Consider the following 21447-nt stretch of genomic DNA (forward strand, 5'->3'; position numbering starts at 1 on the left):
GGCTCAGGCCCCTTTCTTGCGCATGGCGAGGAACATCTTTTCCAGCGGCATCCGCACCATGTTGTCCAGTGCACCGGTAAACAGGATGACCAGCGCCTGAATGACGGTGATCAATTCGCGCGGGATCGACGTCCACAACGCCAGTTCGGCCCCGCCCTGGTAGAGGAACCCGAACAGGATCGCCGCCAGGAACACGCCCAGGGGGTGCGACCGGCCCATCAGAGCCACGGCGATACCGATGAACCCGGCACCCTCGGTCGAATTCAGGATCAGGCGCTCTGCCTCGCCCTGCGTGGTGTTGACCGACATCAGCCCGGCCAGCGCCCCGGAAATCAGCATGGCGATCACCGTAATCTTGACGCCATTGATCCCGGCATAGTTGGCGGCGGTTTCCGAATGCCCCAGCGCACGGATTTCATACCCCAGCCGGGTGCGCCAGATCAGCAGCCAGACAAGGATGCAGGCGATCACCGCAAGAAAGAAGGTCACATTCGCGGGCGCACCTCGGAACAGGATCGTGTCCGCGGTCGAAAACATGTCGCGGAACGTGGGCAGCTGCGTCGCCTCGGGGAAGACGGCGGTGGACGGCTCCATCGCGCCCTTGGGGCGCAACACGTTCACCAGGATGTAGTTCAGCAATGAGGCGGCGATGAAGTTGAACATGATCGTGGTGATCACGATGTGACTGCCGCGCTTGGCTTGCAGATAGGCCGGGATCAAGGCCCAGGCCGCGCCGAATACGGCGGCCGCAACGGCAGAGCCAAGGATTGCCAGCGACCAATGCGGCCAGGGGACGAACAGGCACACCAGCGCCACGCCCAACCCGCCCAGCATTGCCTGGCCTTCGCCGCCGATGTTGAACAACCGCGCGTGAAAGGCCACGGCCACAGCAAGGCCTGTGAACATGAAGTTCGTGGCGTAGTACAGCGTATAGCCCCAGCCGGACGACCGCATCAGCGCGCCGTCGACCATCAGCTTGAACGCGGCCACCGGGCTTTCCCCGATGGCAAGGATCACCCCCGCCGACAGGATCGCGGCAAGAATGATCGAGATCAGCGGAACAAGGACCGCATCGGCCCAGGCGGGCATCTTATCCATTTTGTTCGGCCTCCCGCGCTTCTTTGGCGTGCAACTGTTCTTCCACCGCTACGATGATCGGCTTGTCCGGCATTTCGGTGATCCCGGCCATCAGCAGGCCCAGTTCGGTTTCGTCGGTCTGGGACGGGTCGCGTTCACCCATGATCTTGCCGTCGAACATCACCGCGATGCTGTCCGACAGGCTGAAAATCTCGTCCAGCTCGACACTGACCAGCAGCACCGCCTTGCCAGCGTCGCGCAAGGCGATGATCTGCTTGTGAATGAATTCGATGGCCCCGATATCGACACCCCGCGTGGGCTGGCCCACCAGCAGGATGTCCGGGTTGCGTTCGATTTCCCGGGCGACGACGATCTTTTGCTGGTTCCCGCCGGAAAAATTTCGCGCCTTCAGCTTGGGGTTTGGCGGGCGCACGTCGAACCGCTCCATCTTGGCGGCGGTGTCTTCGCGGATGGCGGCGTTGTTCATCAGCAGGCCGGATTGGTATTTCGGGTCGTGGTGATAGCCGAAGGCCACGTTTTCCCAGGCCATGTAGTCCATGATCAGCCCTTCGTGCTGGCGATCCTCGGGGACGTGAGCGATGCCTCGGGCGCGGCGCGACTGGCCATCGGAATGCTTGCCGGTCAGGTCGATTTCCGCGCCATTCACGCGGATCGTGCCGGTGCCGCTGGTCATCCCGCCCAGGACCGCCAGCAGTTCCGACTGGCCGTTGCCGGCAACCCCGGCGATCCCAAGGATTTCGCCTTTGCGCACGCTCAGCGACACGCCTTTCAGCCGTTCGACCCCCTTGTCGTCGATGACATGCAGGTTCTCGACTTCCAGCACGGTGTCGCCCGGCGTCGCCGGCTGTTTGTCCACGCGCAGCAGGACCTTGCGGCCGACCATCAGTTCGGCCAGCTGTTCGGGGCTGGTCTCGGATGTCTTGACGGTTGCCGTCATCTGGCCACGGCGCATCACGCTGACCGTATCGGTGATTTCCATGATCTCGCGCAGCTTGTGGGTGATCAGGATGATGGTCTTGCCCTCTTCCCGAAGGCGGTCGAGGATCCGGAACAGCTGGTCCGCCTCTGCCGGGGTCAACACCCCCGTGGGCTCGTCCAGGATCAGGATATCGGCCTGACGATACAGCGCCTTCAGGATCTCGACCCGCTGCTGGTGGCCAACCGACAGGTTTTCGATCAAGGCATCAGGATCGACATGCAATTCGTATTCTTCAGCCAGCGATTTCAGCACGCCGCGGGCCTTGCCCAGTGACTGCGACAACTTCCAGCCTTCCTCGGCGCCAAGGATGACGTTTTCCAGAACGGTGAAGTTCTGCACCAGCTTGAAATGCTGGAACACCATGCCGATGCCCGCGGCGATGGCGGCCTGGCTGTCGGGGATCTCGGTCTTGTTGCCCGAGATGAAAATCTCGCCCGCGTCGGCCTTGTAAAAGCCGTAGAGGATGGACATCAGCGTGGACTTGCCCGCGCCGTTCTCGCCGATGATGCCGTGGATCGTGCCTGGCATGACCCGGATCGAAATATCCTTGTTGGCCTGAACCGGGCCGAAGGCCTTGGAGATGCCTTTCAGTTCGATGGCAGGGGCTGTCATGTGCATCCTTTCTCGCGACGCCAGGGCCGTTCCTTCCCCGAAAAGCGCGTGCACGGGTTCCGTCAGAGTCGGAACGCTCCGGCAGGAAAGGGCCGCGCCAGTTTCCCTGCGCGGCCCTGACTTGTCTTCAACGCTCGGGCGTGGATCAGAAGGTCAGCGCCGGGCAGCTGTCGTCGCTGGTGTAGTCATGCACGGCAATCTCGCCTGCGATGATCTTTTCGCGGGCGGCATCGACGGCGGCCTTCATGTCATCGCTGACGAGGGATGCGTTGTTCTCGTCCAGGGCGTAACCGACGCCTTCCTGGGCCAGGCCCAGAACCATCACACCGGTTTCCAGGTCAGCCCCAGCCGACATGGCGTTATAGACGGCGTTGTCCACGCGCTTCAGCATCGAGGTCAGAACCTGGCCCGGGTGCAGGTAGTTCTGGTTGCTGTCCACGCCGATCGACAGGATGCCCTTGTCGGCGGCGGTCTGCAACACGCCCAGCCCGGTGCCACCGGCCGCGGCATAGACCACGTCAGCGCCCTGGCTGATCTGTGCCTGAGTCAGTTCAGACCCTTTCACCGGGTCGTTCCACGCGCTGGGGGTGGTGCCGGTCATGTTGGCGATGACGGTCGCATCAGGGTTCACGGCCTTGACGCCCTGGGCATAGCCGCAGGCAAACTTGCGGATCAGCGGAATGTCCATGCCACCGATGAAGCCGACGGTGCCGGACTTCGACGCCATCGCGGCCATCATGCCGACAAGGTACGAGCCTTCATGCTCAGAGAACAGGATCGACAGAACGTTCGGGTGCGCGGCCGGATCGACGAAGCCGTCGATGGTCACGAACTTGGTGTCGGGGTAGTCCGCGGCGATGTTCGCGATCGGTGTCGAGAACGAGAAGCCGGTGGTCACGACCGGGTTGAAGCCCGCCTCGGCGAAGCGGCGCAGAGCCTGCTCGCGCTGGGCTTCGGACTGCATCTCGATGTCCTTGTAGCTGCCGCCGGTGTCCTTGGCGAAACGCTCTGCGCCGTTGAACGCCGCTTCGTTGAAGGATTTGTCGAACTTGCCGCCCAGGTCGTAGACCAGCGCCGGATCGGCCATGGCAACGCCAGCGGTCAGCGCCAGCGTCGCGGCGGCGCCGAGGAATTTCTGCATGAGGGTCATTGTCAGCTCCCAGATGTTGGTACGCAGCGGAACGGTCCCGCCGTCTGTTATATGATCGGAACAGATCAGCCTTGATTTAGGCCGCAGCGCCACGGGATGGTCAACAGCTTTTTACCAAACGGTCTCAGATTGACGAACCATCGACCAATGACCTTAGGTCAGTGCGCGGCTCATGAGCAGGGCATCGGTGCGGGTGCCGTCCGGTTGGCGGAAATACCCTTTCCGGAGGCCGGTCAGTGCATATCCATGATGTGCGTAAAACGCCTGAGCGGGGGTATTTGGCGCGGCCACCTCAAGAAAAATCTGGGCGATTCCCGCCCTCGCCGCCTGATCGTGAAGCTGTCGTATCAGGTTTGATGCCTGGCCCCGGCGTTGGTGGCCGGGGTCGGTGGCCAGCGCAAGGATTTCTGCCTCGTCCAGGACGAACCGGACCAGAAGAAAGGCTGCGTCGCTTTCGAAAAGGTGCACATGCGGGTCCCGCAACAGTCCTTCGAACGCGGCAGCGGACCACGGTGCCATGTCGTTGTAGGCACGGGCCTGGAGGGCGGCCAGTGCCTCAGGCGTCATCGAGGATAACCGGTGGTGCATCGCGCGACGGCGCGGCATCGGCGGGCTTGATGTAAAGCGGGGCCGGGGGCGTATGGGCCACGGCAGGCCGCGATGCAGCGACCCGGGCGATCCCCAGCGCGATCAGGTCCGGCTGCGGCGTCAGCAGGGGCACGTCCTGCGCTCTGCCGGCAAGGGTTTCGGCGTTTGCAAGATAGGGCTCGCCGCTTTCCGGTGCGCGCAGATAGGCCTGTCCGCGCGGCCCGGGAACGCAGGCGGTGCCCGTTGTTGTGGCTGTCGCCTCGATCGCATCGAAGCTGTTGACGCCGATTGCAGGAATGCCAAGCGCCAGTGCCAGCCCGCGCGCCGCGCTGACGGAAATGCGGATGCCGGTAAAGTTGCCGGGTCCTATGCCCACTCCGATCCGGTCAAGATCGCTCCAGCCCTTGCCCGCCGCACGAAGCAGGTCTTCCAGCAGCGGAAACAGGCGTTCGGCCTGTCCCCGTCCCATGTTTTCGTGCATCTCGGCCAGAACCGTTTCGCCACACAGCAAAGCGGCGGCGCAATGCGCCGCCGATGTGTCAAAGGCCAGGACCAGAGGATCAGACGGCAACCGGGCGCACCTCGGTCACTTCGGGGATGTAGTGACGAAGTAGGTTCTCGATCCCCATCTTCAGCGTCAGGGTCGAAGACGGGCAACCGGCGCAGGCACCCTGCATGTGCAGATAAACCACGCCGCGATCAAAGCCGTGAAACGTGATGTCGCCACCATCCTGTGCCACCGCCGGGCGCACACGGCTGTCCAGAAGATCCTTGATCTGGCGCACGATCTCGCCGTCCTCGCCGCTGTGATCGGCGTGGCCCGACGACTGCGCGGCACCTTCGGCCATCACTGGGGCACCGGACTGGAAGTGTTCCATGATCGCGCCAAGGATCGCCGGTTTCAGATGATCCCAGTCGGCCTCGTCATCCTTCGTGACGGTCACGAAGTCAGAACCAAAGAACACACCGGTCACCCCGGACACACCGAACAGGCGTGTGGCCAAAGGCGAGGCTGCAGCCCCTTCGGCAGAGGGGAAATCCGCGGTTCCGATTTCCAGCACTGTCTGGCCGGGCAGGAATTTCAGCGTTGCGGGGTTCGGGGTGGATTCGGTTTGAATGAACATCTGTCATGTTCCTTTTGTGGCTTGCCCAACTATATGCGCCCGCCGATGCGGAGCGTCAAGCTTTGGAACGGTTCTAAACTGAAAGCGCCCCGGATTTCAGCGCCTTCAGACGGGCGCGGATGTATTTCGCGGCCGAGCGGTAGTGCGACGGGCCGGCTGCCTCGGCCCACCGTCCCGTGGTCCAGGCATTGCCTCCGCCCCGCATCGGGACACCATACAGGGCATCGTCGTCAAGGTCTGAAAGAAAGGCAATCAGCCGTGCATGACTGCCGGTCAGGGCGGCCCGGACCTCGGTCCAGCCAAGCGCGGCCTGTTCGCGCCGCAGATCGGCGTTGAAGCGTTTCAACTCGTTCCATTTGTAGCCCGGCGCGGGCATCGGGACGGGGGTGCCTGTCTGACCCTGCAGATACCACCCAAGAAACAGGTCGATCCAGGCGGCGCGATGGCCAACGATATCTTTGAGCGTGGTGCCCTCGGCCTCTGGATCGGGGGCCAGCCAGGCGTCAGCGGGCACGGTGTCAAGCAGCGCCTGAAGCTTGGCGAATTCCTTTTCGGTTATGGTCAGCAGGTCGGATTTGTTGGTGGCGGCGGGCATTGCGAAACCTCTGATCAGGGAAATCATGAACCATCCGCGCGCGCGTTGCCTTGATTTGCCGCATGTCGGCCAAAGAGTCCGGGGTCAACCGCGCGTCAGAGTGCCAATGTCATTTGCCCGGTCACAGCTTCGGTGTTTGATCAGGTGATCGCTTCCAGCCGTTCTTTCGAAAGGTCGCCGGGAACGATCGTGATCGGGATCGGCAGATTTCCCGCGCCTTTGGTCATTTGGGTGACCAGCGGGCCGGGTCCCTTCTTGTCGACGGCGGCCCCCAGCACCAGCACGCCGATTTCGGGGTCTTCACGCACATGGGCAAGGATTTCGGACACAGGCTCGCCTTCGCGGATGACAAGCTCGGGGTCGACCCCCTGCTTAGCGCGCATCCACTTGGCAAAAACCTCGAAATGGGCGTGGATGCGTTCGCGCGCCTCTTCGCGCATGACTTCGCCGACACCGATCCAGTGGTTGAATTCATCCGGCGGAATGACCGACAGGATCGCGACCCCACCGCCGGTGTGCGACGCCCGCATCGCCGCGAAGCGCATCGCGTTCAGGCATTCGCGGCTGTCATCGAGCACGACAAGGAATTTGCGCATGGGGCCTCCAGGGTCTTGGCGGATTTTGAACGACCGGCGCTGTCCTGTCCAGCGTCACGGCTTGGCAGCGCTGGTGGCCGATCAGGCCCCGGTGCTGGCCGCCCAGTCCCAGTACATCTCGCGCACGCGGCGGGTGACCGGGCCGACCTGATAGGACGTGTCCTCGAACCCGACGACGGGGGTCACCTTGCTCATGTTGCCGGACAGGAAAACCTCGTCCGCGTGCTTGAAATCGTCGAAGGTCAGGATGGTTTCATGCACGGCGGTGCCATCTGCGCGCAGGTTCTGCATGTGCCGCGACCGGGTGATGCCGGCAAGAAACGTGCCGTTGGCGATGGGGGTAAAGACCTCTCCGTCCTTGACCATGAAGACGTTGGCGGTCGCGGACTCCGCGACGTTGCCCATCGCGTCGGCCACCAGCGCATTGCCAAAGCCGCGCGCGCGCACCTCTGCCAGCATCCGGGCGTTGTTGGGGTACAGGCATCCGGCCTTGGCGTTGACCACCGCGTCTTCCATCACTGGGCGGCGGAACCGGGTGTGGCCCAGGGTGGTTGTCGTGGTTTCCGGTGCCATCGGGATTTCTTCGAGGCAGATCGCGAAACCGGTGGTTTCCTTCGACGGAACGATCGCGGTCAGATCGCCGTCGATTCCCCAGTACATCGGACGGATATAGACGGCGGCGTCTTTCGGGTAGGCCTGCAATCCCTCCCAGACGATCTGCACCATGTCTTCGGCCGAAACGGTGGGGGTGATCATCAGCGCCTCGGCGGACCGGTTCACCCGTGCGCAGTGCGCGTCAAGATCGGGCGCCAGCCCGTTGACATAGCGCGCGCCGTCGAACACGCCGCTGCCCAGCCACGCGCCATGATCGGCGGCGTTGATGATCGGCGTATCGCCGTCGTGCCAGCTGCCGTTGAAATAGGTGCGAATGTTCTTGCCGGTCGCCATGGCCTGTCTCCTTCTGAGTTGCGCGGAGACTAGGGGCAGCCCGGGCCAAGGTCCAGAGGGTCAGGCGCAGCGCGATTGCGCGCTGTCCTCGATCCCCTGTCCGGCGACCGGGATATTGTCGATCAGCCGGATCCCCCCGATCCATGCGGCGGCAAACAGGCGGGCATCGCGGTCGGGGCTGTGCAGCAGCGACAGGTCGTCGATGGCGCGCAGGTCAAGGTATTCGACCTCTTCGAACCCGGCCTTGTCCAGATCGTGCAACGCGGTCTCGCACAGGCCGTCCCAGGCAAGACCGGCGGCCAGCCCGTCCGCCAGCGTACCCATCGCCCTGTTCAAAGCCGAAGCCGCCACACGCGCCTGCGGATCCAGCCGCAGGTTGCGCGACGACATCGCCAGCCCGTCTGTTTCGCGCACGGTGGGACAGCCGATCACTTCGGTCGGGATGTTCAGATCGGCGGTCATGCGCCGCACGACCTGCAACTGCTGGAAATCCTTTTCGCCGAAATAGGCGCGGTCGGCGCTGGTCTGCAGGAACAGCTTGGCCACCACGGTGGCCACCCCGTCGAAATGCCCGGGCCGATGCGCCCCGCACAGCACGTTCGTCAGCCCGGACACGGACACGTTTGTGGTAAAGCCATCGGGGTACATCTGGTCTGGGTCCGGGCACCAGATCGCGTCGATCTGCCGTGGGGCCAGTTTCTCGGCGTCGCGCGCCTCGGTGCGCGGGTATTTCGCCAGATCCTCGGGGTTGTTGAACTGCTTGGGGTTCACGAAGATCGTCACGATCACCCGGTCGCAGTCTGCCTTGGCAGCGCTCACAAGGCTCAGGTGCCCGTCATGCAGCGCGCCCATGGTCGGGACCACGCCAATGGTGTCACCGGCCCGGCGCCAGCGCGTGGTCAAGGCGCGCAGATCGCTCAGGCGGCGGAGGATCGGGGGTGTCAAGGCCATCGGGCAACTCCGGGTCGCGGCATGTTTGGCCGGCGTTTACCCCGCGCGGACATGCTCTGCAAAGGTGCAATCTTTAGCGACTTCTTGAAAACGCCGCGGATTGGCCCGAAAGTCAGGGGGATTCCAGCGCCATCGGCGCACCAACAGGAGGACACCCCATGACTTTCCGGACACTTGGCAGCGTTGCCGGGTTGGCCATGTTCGCCGCGCTTTCCGCGCAGGCGCAACAGACCGACCTGACCATCGCCCTGCAACTAGAGCCGCCGCACCTGGACCCGACCAGCGCCGCGGCAGGGGCCATTGACAGTGTCCTCTATGCCAACGTCTTCGAAGGGCTGACGCGGTTCATGTCCGACGGGTCCGTGGTGCCGGGGTTGGCCAAAAGCTGGGACATCAGCGAAGACGGTACGGTCTACACCTTCCACCTGCACGACGGGGTGGTGTTCCACGATGGCACCACGATGGATGCCGAGGACGTGAAATTCAGCCTTGACCGCGCCCGGGCCGAAGACAGCGTGAACGCGCAGAAGGCGCTGTTCGCCGGGATCACGGACGTGACGGTGGTCGATCCGCTGACCGTGCAGGTCACGCTGTCCCAGCCGGACGGCAATTTCCTGTTCAACATGGCGTGGGGCGACGCGGTAATCGTCGCGCCGGAAACGATCGACGGGATCAAGCAGACCCCGATCGGTACCGGGGCCTTCCATTTCGTCGACTGGACCCAGGGCGATTCGATTCGGCTGGAGCGTTTCGGCGAGTATTGGGGCGCACCCCCGGCGCTGGAGACCGCGACCTTCAAGTTCATCTCGGACCCGACGGCGGCCTTTGCGGCCATGATGGCACAGGACATCGACGCCTTTGCCGGGTTCCCGGCTCCGGAAAACCTGCCGCTGTTCGAGGCGGACCCGCGATTCCAGGTGCTTGTCGGCTCGACCGAGGGCGAGACGATCCTGGCGATGAACAACAAGCAACCGCCGCTCGACAATGTCATGGTGCGCGAAGCCGTGGCCCATGCCATCGACCGTCAGGCGATCATCGACGGGGCCATGTTCGGGTTGGGCACGCCCATCGGCACCCATTTTGCACCGCACAATCCCGACTATGTCGACCTGACCGGCCTGTCGAATTACGACCCCGCGAAATCCAAGGCCCTGCTGGCCGAGGCGGGCTATCCCGACGGGTTCACCACCACGCTGAAACTTCCGCCGCCGTCCTATGCCCGGCGGGGTGGGGAAATCATCGCGGCGCAACTGCGCGCGGTTGGCATCCAGACCGAGATCACCAATCTGGAATGGGCGCAATGGCTTGAGGAAGTGTTCCGCGGCAAGGACTTCGGCATGACCATCGTCAGCCATACCGAACCGTTCGATATCGGCATCTATGCCCGGCCTGACTACTACTTCCAGTATGACAACCCGGCGTTTCAGGACCTGATGAAGACCCTCACGGCAACGACCGATCCGGCGAAACGCAGCGAACTGATCAAGGAAGCAGAGACGGTCATCGCCAAGGACTACGTCAACGGCTACCTGTTCCAGCTCGCCTTCCCGACCGTGGCGGATGCCCGCCTGCGCGGACTGTGGCAGAACGCGCCGACCCAGGCCACAGACCTGACCGGCGTCAGTTGGGCGGAATAAGGCATTGTGAAAAAAACAAGAAACGCCCCGGGGCCTTCCGGGGCGTTTCTTTGTTCCGGATCGGACCGGATCAGAACCGGTAGGAAATCCCGAAGTTCAGCGCGTTGGTTTTGATGTCGGTGCTCATCTTGCCGACGCCGCCCAGGTCCACATCGTTGGTGGAATAGGTGAACTGGTATTCGGTGAACAGCGCGTAACGCTGGTTCAGGTCATAGCGGACACCGGCCAGCAAACGTACCGCAGGACCGGAATACTGGAACCCAAGGGTGCGCACCCCGCCGGTCGAGGTCGAATCCACATGCGGCACGGCGACGCCGACACCGGCGCCGACATAGGGGGTCAGCTTGTCCCACTTGTTCTGCCAGCGGTACATGGCGTTGACGGTGGCCACGTTGTGACCATCGGAAAATTCCAGCCGGTCAAAGCCAAGCGCGGCGCGATCGGCGCCGGGCACATAGGCCCTGGTATGGGTGTATTCGAGCGCCCAGCCAAAATTCTCGGACCGCCAGAACGCAGCGCGCAGGCCATAGTACGGCGGCATGGCAAAGGGCTTGCCTTCGAATTTCACAAGGCGGTTGAACGACAGACCGGTATCCGGGTTCACGCCGGTGACGCGGCTGTGCGGCAGGGTCTGCCATCCCATGTAGAAGGACAGCTCGGTCTCTGCCAGCGCCGGAGTCGCAGCGCTGAGGGCCAGGAACGAAGCTGAGAGAATCAGGCGCTTCATATTCGGTCTCCGATATGTGTTTGGGCCATGGCTATATGACATAAACCTTACGTCGAGGGGTTATCAACCGCGACACAAACGCGCTAAGTGAAGTGGCAGGAAATTGCACGCTGGACGACCAGCCACAGCGCGGCTAAACAGCGCGGCGGAGACGCCGTGTTTTGGACGCGCTTCGAAAGCGTTGACGCGTCAATGGCCTGGCCTTGAGAAATGGAGAGACGCCCGTGTCACATCAAGACGACCACGCACCCACCCGACGAGATTTTCTATACTACGCGACCGCAGGTGTAGGTGCGGTGACGGCAGGGGCGGCAGTCTGGCCGCTGGCCAACCAGATGAACCCGTCGGCAGATGTGCGGGCCCTGTCCTCGATCCGCGTGGATGTTTCCAGCGTTGAGGTCGGCACGCAGCTGACCGTGAAATGGCGCGGCAAGCCGGTGTTCATCCGCCGCCGCACCGAAAAAGAGATCGCCGAAGGCCGCGCGGTCACCATGGATCAGCTGATCGACACCAAGTCGGAAAACGCCAACAAGCCCGACGCGGACGCCAGCGATGAAAACCGCACGATGGACGAAGCCGGCGAATGGCTGGTGATGATCGGCGTCTGCACCCACCTGGGCTGCGTGCCGATCGGCAACAACGCCGGTGACTATGATGGCTGGTTCTGCCCCTGCCACGGATCGCATTACGACACCGCAGGCCGCATTCGCAAAGGCCCGGCGCCGCGAAACCTCGATGTGCCCATCGCGGTCTTCGAAGACGACACCACGATCAAACTCGGATAAGGAAACGCGCTCATGTCCGGAATTCCGCACGACCATTACGAGCCGAAAACAGGCGCCGAGAAGTGGCTTCACAAGCGTTTGCCCATCGTCGGTCTGGCTTATGACACCATCATGATCCCCACCCCCAAGAACCTGAACTGGTGGTGGATCTGGGGCATCGTGCTGGCCTACTGCCTGGTGCACATGATCGTCACCGGCGTGGTGCTGGTGATGCACTATACCCCGCATGTCGATTACGCCTTCGCGTCGGTCGAACATATCATGCGTGACGTGAACGGCGGCCATATGCTGCGGTATCTGCACGCCAACGGCGCCTCGCTGTTCTTCGTCGCCGTCTACATTCACATTTTCCGTGGTCTCTACTATGGCTCCTACAAGGCGCCGCGCGAAGTGACCTGGATCATCGGCATGCTGATCTACCTCTGCATGATGGGCACGGCCTTCATGGGCTACGTTCTGCCCTGGGGTCAGATGTCGTTCTGGGGGGCCACCGTGATCACCGGCCTGTTCGGCGCAATCCCGTTCATCGGGGAATCGCTGCAGACCTGGCTGCTGGGCGGGCCCGCCGTGGACAATGCCACGCTGAACCGCTTCTTCTCGCTTCACTACCTGCTGCCAATGATCATCGCGGCGCTGGTCGCCGTGCACATCTGGGCCTTCCACACCACCGGCAACAACAACCCCACGGGTGTTGAGGTCCGTCGCGGCTCGAAGGCCGAAGCCGAGAAAGACACCCTGCCGTTCTGGCCCTATTTCGTGATCAAGGACCTGTTCGCGCTGGCCGTGGTCATGGTGATCTTCTTCGCCATCGTCGGCTTCATGCCGAACTACCTGGGCCACCCCGACAACTATATCGAGGCAAACCCGCTGGCGACGCCCGCACACATCGTGCCGGAATGGTACTTCCTGCCGTTCTACGCCATCCTGCGCGCCTTCACCTCCGAAGTCTGGGTTGTGCAGTGGGCTTCGTTCCTGACCGGTGGCATCATCGACGCCAAGTTCTTTGGCGTGCTGGCGATGTTCGGCTCGATCGCGGTGATGGCCCTGGTGCCGTGGCTGGACACCTCTGCCGTCCGTTCGGGCCGCTATCGCCCGATGTTCAAGTGGTGGTTCTGGCTGCTGGTCGTGGATTTCGTCTTCCTGATGTGGCTGGGCGCCATGCCGGCGGAAGAGCCTTATGCCAGCTTCTCGTTGATCGGCGCAGCTTACTGGTTCGCCTATTTCCTGGTGATCCTGCCGATCCTCGGCGTGGTCGAAAAGCCCAAGCCGCAGCCTGACACCATCGAAGTGGATTTCGAAGCCCATTACGGCAAATCCACGCACCCGGCCGAGTAAGAAAGGACGACCGATGTTCAAGAAACTTGCCCTCTCGGCTGCCTTGGCGCTGGCGCTTCCGGTTTCCGGTGCGCTTGCCGCAGGCGGAGAAGCCCATGTCGAGGACTTCAAGTTCTCTTTTGAAGGCCCGTTCGGGAAATACGATCAGAACCAGCTGCAACGCGGTCTGAAAATCTATACCGAGGTCTGCTCGGCCTGCCACGGCCTGAAGTTCGTGCCGATCCGCACGCTGGCCGATCCCGGTGGTCCGTCGCTGCCCGAAGATCAGGTGCGCGCCTACGCCACCAACTTCGAGGTATACGACGCAGAGCTGGAAGATTTTCGCCCGGCCAAGGAAACCGATCACTTCCCGGCCAACACCTCGGCCGGTGCGCCGGACCTCAGCCTGATGGCCAAGGCCCGCGCCGGGTTCCACGGCCCTTACGGCACCGGCCTGAACCAGCTGTTCAACGGCATGGGGGGGCCTGAATATATCGCCTCGCTGATGCTGGGTTACACCGGGGAAGAAAAGGTCGAAGCCGGCACCACCTTCTATGAAAACCACGCCTTCCCGGGGGGCTGGATCTCGATGGCGCCGCCGTTGGCTGGGGAAGACGTGGAATTCGACGACGGTCATCCCAACAGCCTGCACCACGAGGCGCAGGACGTTGCCGCTTTCCTGATGTGGGCGGCAGAGCCCAAGATGATGGCTCGCAAGCAGGCCGGATTCGTCGGCGTGCTGTTCCTGACCCTGCTGTCGGTGCTGCTCTACCTGACGAACAAGCGCATCTGGGCCAAGGTCAAGCACCAGAAAGGCTGACCGCGCCTGCGTGAAAAGGATCGAGGCCCCGGTAAAGTTACCGGGGCCTTTTTCGTCCAGCGCGCAAATCGCGTTCGCCTGTCTTTTGCTTTCCAAATACCTCGGGGGAACTGGGGGGGCGCCGCCCTGTGTGCCCGGTACGGGCACACCATCGGATCACAGCAGCAACAGCCGCTCCAGTGCCCGGCCCATCACCTTGGCGCTGTCCAGCATGTCGGTCACGCCGATCCACTCATCGGGCTTGTGCGCCAGTTCCAGAACCCCCGGCCCATAGGCGATGCAGTTCTTCAGCTTGCCGATCCGGTCGATGTGCTTCTGGTCATAGCTGCCGGGCGATGCGACATAGGCCGGGTCCTGCCCCATCACCTCGCGCATCGCCGCCGCCACCGTTTTCACCACCGGTGCATCGCGGTCCGTCATCGACGGGATCACCCGGTTCAGTTCCCGGATCTCGTAGTCGAACCGGGGGCGCGTTGCCTTCAGGTCTTCCAGCAGCGCCACCACCTCGGCGGCGACCCCTTCCACCGTTTCCTCGATCAGGAAACGGCGGTCGATGGTGATCCGGCAGCTGTCGGGCACACAATGCGCGGGCAAGCCGGTATAGTCCGGGTCCTGCTCGGGTTGGCCGCCATGAATGGCGTTGATGTTCATCGTCGATTGCCGCGCACCTTCAGGCACCACCGGCATCTCCGTGTGCCGCGTCGCCATGGCGGGATAAAGCCTGTCCTCGAAGGCCTGCAACACCGCCCCCATGTGCCGCACCGCGCAATCGCCGAGGAACGGCATCGAGCCATGGGCGATTTCGCCCTTGGTTTCGATCTCGGCCCACCAGCCGCCGCGATGGCCCAGGCAAATCCGATCCTTGTTCAGCGGTTCGGGGATGATGACATGCTGCACCCGCGCCGGATCAAAAAACCCTTGTTCGGCCAGGTAGGCAACGCCGCCATAGCCGCCTGACTCTTCGTCCGCCGTGCCACTGATCTCGATCGCGCCGGCAAAATCGGGATGCTCCTCGATAAACGCCTCTGCCGCGATGATGCTGGCGGCCAGCCCGCCTTTCATGTCGCAGGCGCCACGCCCGAAAATCTTGTCGTCGACCAGGTCTCCGCCGAACGGATCCCGGGTCCAGCCGTGGCCAACCTCGACCACGTCGGTATGGCTGTTGAAATGCACGCAATCGCCCGCCCGCGTACCTTCGCGCAGGGCCACGATGTTCCAGCGCGGATAGCGGTCGCTGTCCCCCGGCGCGCCATGCGCCCGCACCAGCCGGCAGTCGAACCCCCGCGCCGCCAGCCGGACCTTCAGGTAATCGCAGATTGCCGCATAGTTTTCCCCCGGCGGGTTCAGCGTCGGTATCCGGATCAGGTCCTGTGTCAGGGCGATCAGGTCGTCACGTTTGCCGTCGATCCGGTCCAGCAGGGTCATCTTGGTCTCCTTCCAGTCCGGTCCAGTCTGGGCTGGCGAAAAAAATTTGTCCATCCGGCCAAGGATTGACCTTTGACCCACGTCTATCCTTTGTGATGCGCATGGAAACCACGGACGAAGATTTGGCCCTTTCAGCGGCCACGGGCGACCGCGCGGCCTTTGCCGCGCTGGCGACCCGTGTCTATGACCGGGTGTTGCGGTTGGCCTGGCGTCTGACCGGCAACCGGGCCGAGGCAGAGGATCTGACACAGGACGTGCTGATGGCCCTGCCGGCCAAGCTGCGCAGTTTCCGCGCAGAGGCGCGTCTGACCACATGGCTCTACCGCGTGGTGATGAACGCCGCCCATGACCGCCGCCGCCGTGCCGCTGCCCATGGCCGCGCCGCCGATGGCTGGGGCGATTGGGAAATCGCCCGCCAGGCCGAGATCAGCGAAACCGCCGAGGCGCGCGATTGGCTGACCACCGCGATGGCACAGCTTGCACTCGATCTGCGCGACACGCTGGCGATGGTGCTGGACGGTGAAACCCATGCGCAGGTGGCCGAGGTGCTGGGTATCAGCGAAGGCACGGTCAGCTGGCGCATGTCAGAAGTCAGGAAACACCTGCGCAGCATGAAGGAGGCAGAGGCATGACCGACGATCTGGACGATCTGAAACGCGCGCTGGATGCCGGCGCCCCGATCCCCAGCGCCGCCGTAAAGGCGCAGGCGCTGGACGCGGCAATGCGCGCCTTCGATGCGGAATTCGAAAATTCTTCCCAAGGAGCGGTGGACCAGCCGCGTCCCACCTCTGAGCGCCCGAAAGCGGGCCTATTCAGAGGAGTGAAAGAGATGTTTGCCACTATCCCCCTGCGCGGCGCGCTTGTCGGATCGACCGCCCTTGCGGCTGTCGCGCTTGTCGCGCTGCTGCCGGTGTTGCGCGAAGGTCCGACCGGCCTGCCGGACCTGGCTGTGCGTCGCGAAGTGGACAGCGACCGCGCCCAGCTTGAAAAACCGCAAGCCATCGTCGTGGCCCCGTCTGCCGTCACCGAGGACTCCGCCGCGGGCCTGTCTCTGGACGAGGCACAGAACCTTGCCCCGCAGGCCCGCAGCGCCGTGCCGCAGGTGATGGGCAAGATGGCCCCGCCGTCCCCCGCGTCCGAGATGTATTCCGACGGGGCCTCTCCGATGGTCCTGCCTGCACCGATGCCGGAAATCGTGATGCAGCCCGAACCGAATACCGAAGCCTTCCCCGACTCGGATGAAAACCCGCTCAAGGTCACGGCAGAGGAGCCGGTTTCGACCTTCTCTGTCGATGTGGACACGGCGTCCTATGCCATCGTGCGCGATTCGCTGATGAACGGCTACTTGCCGCAGCCGGATGCGGTCCGGGTCGAGGAAATGGTGAACTATTTCCCCTATGCCTATCCCGCGCCGGACGGCGATGTACCGTTCCGGGCGACGGTCAGAGTGGGCCAGACCCCGTGGAACGCGGGTACGCAACTGGTGCAAATCGGATTGCAAGGCGCGCCGGTGGCGGACCGTCCGCCGCTCAACCTTGTCTTCCTGATCGACACCTCGGGCAGCATGAGCGACCCCGACAAGCTGCCGCTGCTCAAGCAATCCTTCCGCCTGATGCTGGGCCAGTTGCAGCCGCAGGACCAGGTGGCCATCGTCACCTATGCCGGCAGCGCCGGGCAGGTTCTGGCCCCGACCTTCGCTGAAAACCGGGCCGCGATCCTGGCCGCGCTGGACCGGCTGGATGCGGGCGGTTCGACCGCCGGTCAGGCCGGGTTGCAACAGGCCTATGCCGTGGCCGAAACCATGGCGACAGAGGGCGAGGTCAGCCGCGTGATCCTGGCCACCGATGGCGATTTCAACGTCGGAATTCACGATCCTGACGCCCTGAAAGACTACATCGCCACGAAACGCGATTCGGGGGTTTTCCTGAATGTTCTAGGCTTTGGGCGCGGCAACCTGGACGACGCGACGATGCAGGCGCTGGCGCAGAACGGCAACGGGCAGGCCGCCTATATCGACACGCTGGGCGAGGCGCAGAAAGTGCTGGTCGACCAGTTGCAGGGCGCGCTGTTCCCGATTGCAGGCGACGTGAAGGTGCAGGTCGAATTCAATCCGGCACTGGTCGCGGAATACCGGCTGATCGGCTATGAAACCCGCGCATTGCGGCGCGAGGATTTCAACAACGACCGTGTCGATGCCGGAGACATCAGCGCGGGCCATCAGGTCACCGCGCTGTACGAAGTCACGCCGGTCGGCTCGGATGCCCGCTTGACCGACCCGCTGCGGTATGGCGCGGCGGAACTGTCGGGCCCGGCGGACGAACTGGGTTTCCTGCGGCTGCGCTACAAGGTGCCGGGTGAAACCACCAGCCAGTTGATCGAGGCGCCGATCCCTGCCGTGGCAACCGATCTGGGGCAAGAGGCGCGCTTTGCCGCCGCCATCGCCGGGTTCGGGCAGTTGTTGAAGGGCGGCGCCTACCTGGGCGACTGGGGCTATGACGATGCCATCGCGCTGGCGACCGAGGCGCGAGGCGACGACCCGTTCGGGTACCGGCAAGAGGCGGTGAAACTGATGCGGCTGGCCCAATCGCTGGCGCAGTAATCATCGAAGGGACAGGGGTGCCCGGAGTCGGGCCCCCTTTTCCGACAGAAACGATCAAGAGATTTGCACTTTCCCCGTTCCTCGGCTAAGGCCGGATCAACGGAGGCGCGTTTGAAGATCAGGGCAACAGGGCGGGCGAAAGAGGCAGGCTGGCTTGGCGCGGTGTCGGCAGTGATCGCGCTGCTCTGCCTGATGCCGATGCTGGCGGTGCTGGTCACGGCCCTGTCCGGTGGCACGGAAACGCTGGTACATCTGTGGGATACGGTGATGCCGCGCTACCTGATGACCACGGTCGTTCTGGTCGCCATCGTCGCGCTCGGGACACTGGTGATCGGGACCACCGCCGCCGGGCTGGTGGTGCTGACCGAATTCCCGGGCAGGCGTGTGATCGAGGTGCTGCTGGTTCTGCCGCTGGCCTTTCCGGCCTATGTTCTGGCCTATGCCTACACCCACCTTCTGGATCATCCCGGGATCGTGCAGTCGACCTTGCGGGCGGTCACCGGCTGGGGGCCACGGGATTACTGGTTCCCGGAAATCCGCTCGCTCGGCGGGGCGGCCGCCATGCTGACGCTGGTGCTTTATCCCTACGTCTATCTGCTGACCCGTGCCTCTCTGATGGGGCAAAGTGCGTCAACCTATAACGCTGCCCGCGCGCTGGGGCGCACCCCGATCCGGGCCTTTGTCGCGGTGGTCCTGCCGCTGTCGCGCCCGGCGATTGCCGCAGGTGTCTTGCTGGCCACGATGGAAACCATCGCCGATTTCGGCACCGTGTCCTATTTCGGGGTGCAGACCTTTGCCACCGGCATCTACACCAGCTGGTTTTCCCTGGCCGACAGGGTGGCGGCGGCGCAGTTGTCGTTGGGGCTGCTGGTTTTTGCCTTGCTGCTGGCGCTGCTGGAACGGGTCAGCCGGCGCCAGGCCCGGTTCCATAACGGTCGTCGGCACGAAGCATTGCCCAAGACCCGGTTGAAGGGCGCCACCCGTTGGCTGGCGCTGGCGTGGTGCCTTGTGCCGGTGATCCTTGGCTTTGTCATTCCGGTGCTCGCGCTGGTCATCATGGGCATCGGGTCCGGGCAGGATCTGCTCAGCGACCGATACATGCGGTTTCTGTCCAATTCGCTGACGCTGGCGGCAACGGCGTCGGTGCTGACGGTGATCGCGGCGCTGGTCGTGGGCTATTTCCACCGCGTCCGCAACAGCCGCTATTCGGCTATGCTGTTGCACACCGGGCGGCTGGGGTATGCCGTGCCCGGCGGTGTGATCGCCGTGGGGCTGCTGGTGCCCTTCGCAATGTTCGACAACGCGTTCGACGCCTGGATGCGGGACACGTTCGACATCTCGACCGGGCTGTTGTTCACCGGGTCGATCTGGGTGCTGGTCATGGCCTACATGATCCGCTTCCTTGCGGCGGCCATCGGCGCCTACGAAGGCGGGCAGGCGGGCATCAACCCCAATCTCGACATGGCGGCAAGGGTGCTGGGGCGCAGTTCGATCGGCACCTTGCGCAGCGTTTACCTGCCGCTGTTGCGGCCGTCGCTGTTCACCGCGCTGCTGATCGTTTTCGTCGACGTGATGAAAGAGCTGCCTGCGACGCTGATCATGCGACCGTTCAATTTCGATACGCTGGCAGTACAGGCGCACAGGCTGGCGGCGGATGAACGGCTCGAAGGGGCGGCGGTGCCCAGCCTTGTGATCGTGGCGGTCGGGCTGTTGCCGGTGCTGTTGCTGATCCGGCGGCTCAGAGCCTGACGCGCGGGGCCGGAAACGGGCCCGGCAGGCAACAAAAAAGGCGGCATGACTGCCGCCTTTTCCGTATCGGTCAGACCGAAGATCAGTTGGCAGCAGCCGCGATCAGCGCCAGGATAACCAGCGGAACCACGATGCCAGCCGACGACGACGACTGAGCAGCTTCTTCCACAACAACAACGGGTTCCATGACCACGTCGTCTTTTGCGTAGGAACCAGCCATTGCGGTGGTGCCAGCAGCAGCGAAAGCAGCGGCGATAGCGAGTTTCTTCATATTATATCCTCCAGATATTCGCCTGGCGTCCCCCCAGAAGGACTAAGACGACAAGCACCCAAGACTTACCTCGTGATACTTTCTAAGCAGCAATTTCAGGGGATTGCAAACCCAACTTTGGCGGCTTTTCGCGGGCTCTGCCTTTTTGTCGTCAAATTAGCAACACTTGCGTGCCGATCTTCGCCATTCCGAAAAGTTCGGCAATGTGTTCGTTGTAAAGACCGATGCAACCGTTGGAAGATCTGCGGCCGATCTTGCGTGTGTCGTGGGTTCCGTGGATCCGATAATACTGCCAGCTCAGGTACAGCGCATGGGTGCCCAGCGGGTTGTCCGGACCAGGGCCGACATAGTCGGGCCATTCCGGGTTGCGCACCTTCATCGACGGAGTCGGGCGCCATTCCGGGCCTTCGACCTTGCGCACCACGTGTGTGCGGCCACGGCGCGTCAGGTCCTCGGTCAGCGGGACCGACGATGGATACAGGTGATAGCTGCCGTTCTCTTCCCAGAAATGCAGCGCGCGCGACGAGATGTCGACCAGGATCGCGCCCTTGTTCAGGTTGTTGAAATAGGGCTGCCAGTCGAGCGAGCGAAAGCTCGACACGTTGCGCCGCACGACATTGGACAGGTCGCGCTCCAGCTCGGTGGTGTTGTTGTTGATATCCTGCGCCAGGGCCGGGGTTGCCAGCATGGCCGCAGAGCCAGCCAGAAAGGCGCGTCGCTGCAGCGGGGTGCTTGCCGGTTTCTTCATATCCTGCCTCCTGGGGTCGAAGAAAAAATGACTGTTGCACCATATTGCTGTAAAGCCGCAGTTTCAATTCAAAGGCTTGTCATCCGGTCATTTCACGCCGATGTGGGTTTGCTTCGCCGCGCCACAGCGGCTATGCAACAAAACACATGATTTCATGGGTGGCTGGAAATGATCCGACTGACTTCGTTGATGTTGACGCTCGCACTGGCTGTTGCGGGTTGCGCGCCGGAACCGGCGCAGCGTTCTGTTGGTGCGGATGGCAAGGCTTTGCCACGGGTCTACAAGATCACCGCCGCCGACGAAGCACGGATCGAATACCGTACGCTGGACGGCCTGAACAGCCTGCGTCGCGCTGCTGGTGTGCCCGAGGTTGCATTGAACGCGCAACTGAACGCCGCCGCTGCCACCCATTCCCGCGACATGTCGGTGCAGAACCGCCCGTGGCATTTCGGCTCTGACGGGTCGTCGCCGATCGACCGGGTGCGCCGGGTTGGCTACACCGGGCGGATGCTGGGTGAAAACATCTCGGAAACCTATGAATCAGAGGTCGAGACCTTGGCCGCATGGATGGCCGAGGATGACACCCGCCGCGTACTGATGGATCCGAACGCCAAGGACCTTGGCTTTGCCTGGTACCAGGAACCCAACGGCAAAATCTGGTGGACGCTGATCCTGGGCGGCTGATCGGCCCGACATCTGCGCGTTCCACGTCTGACGCCGGTGCGCCGTGC

22 protein-coding genes are annotated in these 21447 nt (G+C 63.2%); 8 read left to right on the plus strand and 14 right to left on the minus strand.

Features of this window, described 5'->3' with window-relative positions; genetic code table 11:
• Positions 1-3: 3 nt before the first annotated feature.
• From VK792_RS06350 to panC, 10 genes are all read right to left on the minus strand, one after another.
• Positions 4-1098, minus strand: a complete 1095-nt coding sequence (locus tag VK792_RS06350; protein WP_326296533.1) for an ABC transporter permease — start codon at positions 1096-1098, stop codon at positions 4-6.
• Positions 1091-2689: an ABC transporter ATP-binding protein gene (locus tag VK792_RS06355; RefSeq protein ID WP_326296535.1), complete on the minus strand. Its 1599-nt coding sequence runs from the start codon at positions 2687-2689 to the stop codon at positions 1091-1093. Before VK792_RS06355 ends, VK792_RS06350 begins: the two co-directional genes overlap by 8 nt.
• 145 nt (positions 2690-2834) lie before the next feature.
• The gene (locus VK792_RS06360) at positions 2835-3839 is read right to left on the minus strand and encodes a BMP family lipoprotein (protein WP_326296536.1); all 1005 of its coding nucleotides are present in this window, start codon (positions 3837-3839) and stop codon (positions 2835-2837) included.
• Positions 3840-3992: 153 nt separating this feature from the next.
• The gene (locus VK792_RS06365) at positions 3993-4406 is read right to left on the minus strand and encodes a GNAT family N-acetyltransferase (protein WP_326296537.1); all 414 of its coding nucleotides are present in this window, start codon (positions 4404-4406) and stop codon (positions 3993-3995) included.
• Positions 4396-4998 (minus strand): tRNA (adenosine(37)-N6)-threonylcarbamoyltransferase complex dimerization subunit type 1 TsaB, encoded by a 603-nt coding sequence (gene tsaB, locus VK792_RS06370; protein ID WP_326296538.1) that lies wholly within the window; start codon positions 4996-4998, stop codon positions 4396-4398. Before tsaB ends, VK792_RS06365 begins: the two co-directional genes overlap by 11 nt.
• A complete protein-coding gene (locus VK792_RS06375) occupies positions 4988-5551 on the minus strand; it encodes a NifU family protein (RefSeq protein ID WP_326296539.1) in 564 nt (187 codons plus the stop codon). The genes tsaB and VK792_RS06375 overlap by 11 nt, the downstream gene beginning before the upstream one ends.
• A gap of 73 nt (positions 5552-5624) precedes the next feature.
• A complete protein-coding gene (locus tag VK792_RS06380) occupies positions 5625-6173 on the minus strand; it encodes a ClbS/DfsB family four-helix bundle protein (RefSeq protein WP_326296540.1) in 549 nt (182 codons plus the stop codon).
• A gap of 113 nt (positions 6174-6286) precedes the next feature.
• On the minus strand, positions 6287-6742 hold the full coding sequence (locus VK792_RS06385) for a universal stress protein (protein WP_326296541.1): 456 nt from the start codon (positions 6740-6742) through the stop codon (positions 6287-6289).
• 81 nt (positions 6743-6823) lie between these two features.
• Positions 6824-7690 carry a branched-chain amino acid aminotransferase gene (locus tag VK792_RS06390; RefSeq protein WP_326296542.1) on the minus strand — a complete coding sequence of 289 codons (867 nt, stop codon included), beginning with the start codon at positions 7688-7690 and terminating at the stop codon, positions 6824-6826.
• 60 nt (positions 7691-7750) lie between these two features.
• Positions 7751-8635, minus strand: a complete 885-nt coding sequence (gene panC / locus VK792_RS06395; protein ID WP_326296599.1) for a pantoate--beta-alanine ligase — start codon at positions 8633-8635, stop codon at positions 7751-7753.
• A 164-nt stretch (positions 8636-8799) separates the two neighbouring features.
• On the opposite strand from panC, the gene VK792_RS06400 reads away from it, so the two are divergent.
• On the plus strand, positions 8800-10278 hold the full coding sequence (locus VK792_RS06400) for an ABC transporter substrate-binding protein (protein ID WP_435404832.1): 1479 nt from the start codon (positions 8800-8802) through the stop codon (positions 10276-10278).
• Positions 10279-10348: 70 nt separating this feature from the next.
• Here VK792_RS06400 and VK792_RS06405 read toward each other — a convergent pair whose 3' ends face one another.
• Complete coding sequence (locus VK792_RS06405) at positions 10349-11005, minus strand: outer membrane protein (protein ID WP_326296544.1); 657 nt, start codon at positions 11003-11005, stop codon at positions 10349-10351.
• Between the two features lie 224 nt (positions 11006-11229).
• Here VK792_RS06405 and petA point away from each other — a divergent pair, with 224 nt between their 5' ends.
• From petA to VK792_RS06420, 3 genes are read left to right on the plus strand one after another with little or no spacing between them, the layout of a single operon-like run.
• Positions 11230-11790: a ubiquinol-cytochrome c reductase iron-sulfur subunit gene (gene petA, locus VK792_RS06410; RefSeq protein ID WP_326296545.1), complete on the plus strand. Its 561-nt coding sequence runs from the start codon at positions 11230-11232 to the stop codon at positions 11788-11790.
• Positions 11791-11802: 12 nt separating this feature from the next.
• Positions 11803-13125, plus strand: coding sequence for a cytochrome b (gene petB / locus VK792_RS06415; RefSeq protein WP_326296546.1), 1323 nt, complete (start codon positions 11803-11805; stop codon positions 13123-13125).
• A 13-nt stretch (positions 13126-13138) separates the two neighbouring features.
• Positions 13139-13924, plus strand: coding sequence for a cytochrome c1 (locus tag VK792_RS06420; protein ID WP_326296547.1), 786 nt, complete (start codon positions 13139-13141; stop codon positions 13922-13924).
• Between the two features lie 156 nt (positions 13925-14080).
• On the opposite strand, the gene VK792_RS06425 is transcribed toward VK792_RS06420, so the two are convergent.
• The gene (locus tag VK792_RS06425) at positions 14081-15349 is read right to left on the minus strand and encodes an acetylornithine deacetylase/succinyl-diaminopimelate desuccinylase family protein (RefSeq protein ID WP_326296548.1); all 1269 of its coding nucleotides are present in this window, start codon (positions 15347-15349) and stop codon (positions 14081-14083) included.
• A 101-nt stretch (positions 15350-15450) separates the two neighbouring features.
• Here VK792_RS06425 and VK792_RS06430 point away from each other — a divergent pair, with 101 nt between their 5' ends.
• The 3 genes from VK792_RS06430 to VK792_RS06440 all read left to right on the plus strand — a co-directional run bounded on the left by VK792_RS06430 (position 15451) and on the right by VK792_RS06440 (position 19697).
• A complete protein-coding gene (locus VK792_RS06430) occupies positions 15451-15981 on the plus strand; it encodes an RNA polymerase sigma factor (RefSeq protein ID WP_326296549.1) in 531 nt (176 codons plus the stop codon).
• Positions 15978-17948, plus strand: a complete 1971-nt coding sequence (locus VK792_RS06435; RefSeq protein WP_326296550.1) for a vWA domain-containing protein — start codon at positions 15978-15980, stop codon at positions 17946-17948. The genes VK792_RS06430 and VK792_RS06435 overlap by 4 nt, the downstream gene beginning before the upstream one ends.
• 117 nt (positions 17949-18065) lie before the next feature.
• Positions 18066-19697: an ABC transporter permease gene (locus tag VK792_RS06440; protein WP_326296602.1), complete on the plus strand. Its 1632-nt coding sequence runs from the start codon at positions 18066-18068 to the stop codon at positions 19695-19697.
• Positions 19698-19779: 82 nt separating this feature from the next.
• On the opposite strand, the gene VK792_RS06445 is transcribed toward VK792_RS06440, so the two are convergent.
• Together VK792_RS06445 and VK792_RS06450 are read right to left on the minus strand one after the other, a co-directional pair.
• A complete protein-coding gene (locus tag VK792_RS06445) occupies positions 19780-19968 on the minus strand; it encodes a ferrochelatase (RefSeq protein WP_326296551.1) in 189 nt (62 codons plus the stop codon).
• Between the two features lie 151 nt (positions 19969-20119).
• Entirely contained in the window at positions 20120-20716 is a 597-nt protein-coding gene (locus tag VK792_RS06450; RefSeq protein WP_326296552.1) for a L,D-transpeptidase, read from the minus strand.
• A 168-nt stretch (positions 20717-20884) separates the two neighbouring features.
• Between VK792_RS06450 and dalA the strand changes: the two genes are divergently transcribed.
• The gene (gene dalA / locus VK792_RS06455) at positions 20885-21400 is read left to right on the plus strand and encodes a divisome-associated lipoprotein DalA (RefSeq protein ID WP_326296553.1); all 516 of its coding nucleotides are present in this window, start codon (positions 20885-20887) and stop codon (positions 21398-21400) included.
• The last annotated feature ends 47 nt before the right edge of the window (positions 21401-21447 follow it).

Source organism: Mesobacterium hydrothermale, from assembly GCF_035818635.1.
GTDB lineage: Bacteria > Pseudomonadota > Alphaproteobacteria > Rhodobacterales > Rhodobacteraceae > Mesobacterium_A > Mesobacterium_A hydrothermale.

Excerpts from the sequence above, each read along its gene's own strand:
- VK792_RS06350 (WP_326296533.1), bottom strand. The coding sequence starts at position 1,098 with ATGGATAAGATGCCCGCCTGGGCCGATGCGGTCCTTGTTCCGCTGATC.
- VK792_RS06355 (WP_326296535.1), bottom strand. The coding sequence starts at position 2,689 with ATGACAGCCCCTGCCATCGAACTGAAAGGCATCTCCAAGGCCTTCGGC.
- VK792_RS06360 (WP_326296536.1), bottom strand. The coding sequence starts at position 3,839 with ATGACCCTCATGCAGAAATTCCTCGGCGCCGCCGCGACGCTGGCGCTG.
- VK792_RS06365 (WP_326296537.1), bottom strand. The coding sequence starts at position 4,406 with ATGACGCCTGAGGCACTGGCCGCCCTCCAGGCCCGTGCCTACAACGAC.
- VK792_RS06375 (WP_326296539.1), bottom strand. The coding sequence starts at position 5,551 with ATGTTCATTCAAACCGAATCCACCCCGAACCCCGCAACGCTGAAATTC.
- VK792_RS06380 (WP_326296540.1), bottom strand. The coding sequence starts at position 6,173 with ATGATTTCCCTGATCAGAGGTTTCGCAATGCCCGCCGCCACCAACAAA.
- VK792_RS06385 (WP_326296541.1), bottom strand. The coding sequence starts at position 6,742 with ATGCGCAAATTCCTTGTCGTGCTCGATGACAGCCGCGAATGCCTGAAC.
- VK792_RS06390 (WP_326296542.1), bottom strand. The coding sequence starts at position 7,690 with ATGGCGACCGGCAAGAACATTCGCACCTATTTCAACGGCAGCTGGCAC.
- VK792_RS06400 (WP_435404832.1), top strand. The coding sequence starts at position 8,800 with ATGACTTTCCGGACACTTGGCAGCGTTGCCGGGTTGGCCATGTTCGCC.
- VK792_RS06405 (WP_326296544.1), bottom strand. The coding sequence starts at position 11,005 with ATGAAGCGCCTGATTCTCTCAGCTTCGTTCCTGGCCCTCAGCGCTGCG.
- petB (WP_326296546.1), top strand. The coding sequence starts at position 11,803 with ATGTCCGGAATTCCGCACGACCATTACGAGCCGAAAACAGGCGCCGAG.
- VK792_RS06420 (WP_326296547.1), top strand. The coding sequence starts at position 13,139 with ATGTTCAAGAAACTTGCCCTCTCGGCTGCCTTGGCGCTGGCGCTTCCG.
- VK792_RS06425 (WP_326296548.1), bottom strand. The coding sequence starts at position 15,349 with ATGACCCTGCTGGACCGGATCGACGGCAAACGTGACGACCTGATCGCC.
- VK792_RS06430 (WP_326296549.1), top strand. The coding sequence starts at position 15,451 with ATGGAAACCACGGACGAAGATTTGGCCCTTTCAGCGGCCACGGGCGAC.
- VK792_RS06435 (WP_326296550.1), top strand. The coding sequence starts at position 15,978 with ATGACCGACGATCTGGACGATCTGAAACGCGCGCTGGATGCCGGCGCC.
- VK792_RS06445 (WP_326296551.1), bottom strand. The coding sequence starts at position 19,968 with ATGAAGAAACTCGCTATCGCCGCTGCTTTCGCTGCTGCTGGCACCACC.
- VK792_RS06450 (WP_326296552.1), bottom strand. The coding sequence starts at position 20,716 with ATGAAGAAACCGGCAAGCACCCCGCTGCAGCGACGCGCCTTTCTGGCT.
- dalA (WP_326296553.1), top strand. The coding sequence starts at position 20,885 with ATGATCCGACTGACTTCGTTGATGTTGACGCTCGCACTGGCTGTTGCG.